Origin of the sequence: Arthrobacter sp. zg-Y769 (assembly GCF_020907405.1) — a bacterium.
Taxonomy (GTDB): Bacteria; Actinomycetota; Actinomycetes; order Actinomycetales; family Micrococcaceae; genus Arthrobacter_B.
Map to the genome: position 1 here is coordinate 1 of NZ_JAJJOE010000021.1, position 2,847 is coordinate 2,847.

Annotated in this window: 3 protein-coding genes; 1 reads left to right on the forward strand and 2 read right to left on the reverse strand. The window is 66.0% G+C overall.

Annotated elements, in window-relative coordinates; all coding sequences use genetic code 11:
• The coding region (locus tag LOC60_RS16035; protein WP_269440231.1) for an alpha-amylase family glycosyl hydrolase at positions 1–745 on the forward strand (745 nt) is incomplete at its 5' end.
• Positions 746–771: 26 nt separating this feature from the next.
• Here the strand turns inward: LOC60_RS16035 and LOC60_RS16040 are convergent.
• Together LOC60_RS16040 and LOC60_RS16045 are read right to left on the reverse strand one after the other, a co-directional pair.
• Positions 772–2,148, reverse strand: a complete 1,377-nt coding sequence (locus LOC60_RS16040; RefSeq protein WP_230026711.1) for an FAD-binding oxidoreductase — start codon at positions 2,146–2,148, stop codon at positions 772–774.
• A gap of 9 nt (positions 2,149–2,157) precedes the next feature.
• Positions 2,158–2,655, reverse strand: coding sequence for an SRPBCC domain-containing protein (locus LOC60_RS16045; protein WP_230026713.1), 498 nt, complete (start codon positions 2,653–2,655; stop codon positions 2,158–2,160).
• Between the last annotated feature and the right edge of the window lie 192 nt (positions 2,656–2,847).

A 2,847-nucleotide genomic window follows, 5' to 3' on the forward strand; every position in this document is an offset into this window, starting at 1 on the left:
CGCCCCGGCGCTGCGGGAAGTCATCGAGTCCTCCCTGCACGCCTTCGACCGGGTCGGGGCACCAACCACGTGGGTGTTGTCCAACCACGACGTCGTCCGGCACACCAGCCGCTTCGGGCTGACCGGCGCCGGTCCCCGCAGCGGAGACGGGCTCGGGCCGCGGGACGAACAGCCGGACCTCGAACTTGGGTTCGCCCGGGCACGTGCCGCGACCCTGTTGATGCTGGCGCTGCCCGGAGGCGTCTACCTCTACCAGGGCGAGGAGCTGGGCCTGCCGGACCACACGCTGCTGCCGGACGAATTCCGCCAGGACCCCACCTTCCACCGCACCGCAGGTGTCCGCGTCGGCCGCGACGGAAACCGGGTGCCGTTGCCCTGGAAGGCGAACCTCCCCAGTTACGGTTTCAGCTCCACGGGCGAGAGCTGGCTGCCGCAGCCGCCGATTTGGGGCAAGCACTCCCGGGATATCGAGCAGCGCAATCCCGACTCAACCCTGAACCTGTACCGCAATGCGCTTGCCCTGCGCCGTGAACTGGGCCTCGGCGACGGTTCGCTTGCCTGGTGGCCGGAGCACGACGACGACGGCCTGGTCGCCTTCGTTAACGGCGGCATCCTGGTGGCTCTGAATATGGGCGACGCACCTGTGCAACTGCCCAATCTGCCCCTCCTAATGGACAGCGCGCCGGATGCCTTGGAGGGCGAGTTCCTGCGGCCCAACCGCACCGTGTGGATGGGCCTGGATTAGCAACTGCAGCCGCCCGGATTCTCTTCCTAGACCCCGGCACCGGTGATGGCTTTGCCGGGGTTGAGGATGCCCTCGGGATCAAATACTGCCTTGATCCTCTGCTGCAGTTCCAGTACTTCCGCCTGTTGTTCCTGCGGTAGCCAGGGCAGTTTGAACTGGCCGACACCATGCTCGCCGGTGATGGTGCCGCCCATGGCCAGTGCGACCGCGATGGACTCATCAAGTGCTGCTCCCAAGCGCTCCCGTCCGCCGCCGTCGTCGGCCTGTACCCAGAACGTCGGGTGCAGGTTGCCGTCCCCTGCATGAGCCACCACCTTGAGGTTGACCCGGTGCTGCCCCGCCATTCGCTCCAGCTCCGCGACGTACCGCACGAGCGCGGAGCGGGGCACGGCGACGTCCTCCCCGACCCGTAGCTGCTCGACCTCCGCGTCGCCGCGGCTGTGGCGGCGCAGCTCAATCAGCCGTTCGGCTTCCGTCGAGTCTTCTGCACTCACCGTTCCATGCAGGTCCGTAAGCACTCCACGCACGACGTCGGCCTCGGCTTCGGCGCCAAAGCCGTCCGTCTGGATCAACAGCAGCGCGTTGCCACGGGCACGAAGAGTGCTGCCGTGCACCCTGTCCAGGGCGCCCAGCGTGGCACCGTCCAGCAGTTCCATGATGGCAGGCTGCACACGGGCGGCACCCACGGCCAAAACCCCCGCTGCGGCGGCCCGGAAATCGGGGAAGAACGCTGCAACGGTTCGGGTCTTTGCCGGCAGGTACCGTAGCCGCACAGTGATACCGACGATGATGCCCAAGGTGCCTTCCGAACCCGTGAAGAGGCTGGTCAGGTCATAGCCGGCGACACCTTTGAAAGTGCGCTGCCCGGTACTGATGAGTGTTCCGTTGGCCAGAACCACGTCCAGGCCCAGGACCGAGTCACGGGTAACCCCGTACTTGGCGCAGCGAAGGCCGCCGGCATTGGTGGCAACGTTCCCGCCGATGGTCGAGATCCGGTAGCTGGCCGGGTCCGGCGCATACATCAACCCGTGAGGCGCCGCGGCCGCATTCAGGTCCGCGTTGATTACCCCCGGCTCGACGACGGCGACCTCGTCCTCCGCGTTAAGCTCGCGGATACGGTTCATCCGGTCCAGGCAGAGAATGACGCATCCCACGGTAGCGTGTGCTCCACCTGAAACCCCGGTGCCGGCGCCGCGGGGCACCACGGGCGTACCCGTTGCAGAGGCCCAGCGCAGCATCTCCTGCACACCCTTGACACTGGTGGGCCAGATGACAGCCACCGGTTCCCTGTAATCCAGAACCGGGCCCTGGTCAGTGGCGTAGGACGCAAGGATCTCCGGCGCAGTTTCCACCAGCAGGTCGGGCCCATTGAGGGTGAGGCCCCTGAGGGCATTTGGGGACATGCCAGCAGACTACCGCGCCCCCATAAAGCGTGCGTAGCGGTCCAGGATCGCCGCCCATTCCCCTTGAAGCCGCTCATATTCCCGGGCCGGTTCCGTAAGCCTCTCCAGGCCCGAATGCCGGAGGGTGACCAGTGTGGATCCGTCGGCGACAGGAGAAAAGTCCACGCGTACATCGGTGGGGTGCCGCGGATCCTGGCCGGCCACCCAGTCCAGTTCCAGGAGGGTATCCGGTTCGCGGGTGCGAACCGTGGCCCAGACCGAGGTATCGCCGTCGGGCCCCGTCTCGGTAAGCACGCCTCCCTCGAACTCCATGTGTGTACCTTCGCCAAAGTCCGTCAGGTCTTCCGGCCACCATAAGTGGAGGTAATCGGTGAAGCCGTTGAAGGCTTCCTCAGCGTCCCGGGGAACCTGCCGGACCGCAACCACGTCCGGCACGGCTGTGTCATGGGCGGACCCGGTTCGGTCCGGATCCGGTTCGGCGGCGTGGGAAAACAGGGAAGGACTCATGCTTTCCAGCCTACCGGCACCCGTCCAGCGGGCTACGGGCCTCGAGGAGCCCAGACTAAATCAGGGCCGTTAAACAAGTGAAGCCCGTACCAACACTGGTACGGGCTCCCCCTGATTATTCAAATATTGTCCGGCGGTGACCTACTCTCCCACATCCTCCCGGATGCAGTACCATCGGCGCTGTGGGTCTTA

Excerpts from the sequence above, each read along its gene's own strand:
- LOC60_RS16045 (WP_230026713.1), bottom strand. The coding sequence starts at position 2,655 with ATGAGTCCTTCCCTGTTTTCCCACGCCGCCGAACCGGATCCGGACCGA.
- LOC60_RS16040 (WP_230026711.1), bottom strand. The coding sequence starts at position 2,148 with ATGTCCCCAAATGCCCTCAGGGGCCTCACCCTCAATGGGCCCGACCTG.